Annotated in this window: 1 protein-coding gene; it reads left to right on the top strand. The window is 50.0% G+C overall.

Going from position 1 to position 1,299, the window contains the following annotated elements; genetic code table 11:
* A partial coding sequence (locus R7Q38_RS23615) for a DUF3971 domain-containing protein (RefSeq protein ID WP_318114494.1) occupies nucleotides 1–1,299 on the top strand: 1,299 nt, incomplete at both ends.

Here is a 1,299-nt window from a genome sequence, read left to right as displayed (position 1 = left end):
GGGAACTGCTGCCGGGCTTTCAACATGTGCAAGGCAGCGTTGCGGGTGACTTGAAGCAAGCGAAAGCGAAAGTCACGGTCATTGATGATGTTTTCCCGTACGGGGATGTATTCCAAGCCCCATTGAACATCAAGCAAGGCGAAGTCGACATTATTTGGCAGCAAGATGAGACAGGTTGGCGTTTGTGGTCGGATAAAGTCACGGCTGCGACTCCGGACCTTCAAGTGTTGGGCGCATTTCGACTCGATTTCCCTAAAGAGCAAAGCCCATTCCTATCGTTTTATGCTGAGGCGGATCTCTACAACGCTGGTGAAACTTGGCGTTACTTGCCAACCTTGGCATTAGGCCAAGATCTAACGGATTACCTATCGACCGCCATTCAAGGCGGTAAAGTAAACACGGCCAAATTGCTATGGTATGGCGAGTTAGGAGATTTTCCTTACAAAGAGCACAACGGCATGTTCCAGGCGTGGGTTGGCTTAAAAGACGCGAAATTCAGTTTTGATACTGCGTGGCCAACCATTACCGACTTGCAGCTTGATCTATTGTTTGAAAACGACGCCATGTATCTGGATTCCAAATCGGCGACGTTAAATGGCGTTCACGCTAAACGCATCACGGGGCGCATTCCGGAGTTGGCTGAAGATGGCCATATCGAAATTGAAGCTAAAGCCACAGCTCCAGGTAATGAAGTTCGCGACTACATGATGGCTACGCCGCTGGTTGACTCGGTTGGTGCCGCTTTGACGGCCTTGCAAGTCAGTGGCCCGGTGTATTCCGAGTTCCAGCTCAACATTCCTTTTGATATGGAAAAAGACGCGCGAGCTTGGGGTTATGCGGATTTGAAAGACAACCGTGTTGATATTGATGCGCCGCCAATGACGCTAGAAAAAGCCACAGGCCGCATTCAGTTCGACAACGATGTGGTGACGACATCTGGCTTGTCAGCAGAGTTACTCTCGCAGCCTATTTCACTCGATTTCCACGGCGAAAGTGCGGACCAAGGCTACAACGTGACCATCAATACTTTAGGTGATTGGGATGTAGAGCCGCTCAAGCCTTATTTGGGTGAACGTTGGTTGAGCTTGGTTTCCGGTCATGCACCTTGGCAAATGGACATTGACTTGCAGCTCAACGATGTGGGTTTTACTTACCAAGTGGATGTGTTGGCGCAGCTCGGTCGATTAGCCAGTGAATACCCATACCCATTGACGAAAAAGGTCGGAGAAGCTGGTCAGGCAAAACTCCAAGCATCGGGGAATCAGGAGAGCATTTCGGCTCGTTTGCAAATCCCAAATG

The sequence above is a fragment of the Vibrio sp. Vb0598 genome, from assembly GCF_033338935.1.
In the GTDB taxonomy this organism is placed as follows: Bacteria; Pseudomonadota; Gammaproteobacteria; order Enterobacterales; family Vibrionaceae; genus Vibrio; species Vibrio alginolyticus.
The sequence above is the reverse complement of the archived record's forward strand: the minus strand, read 5'-3'. Positions and strand labels throughout refer to the sequence as shown.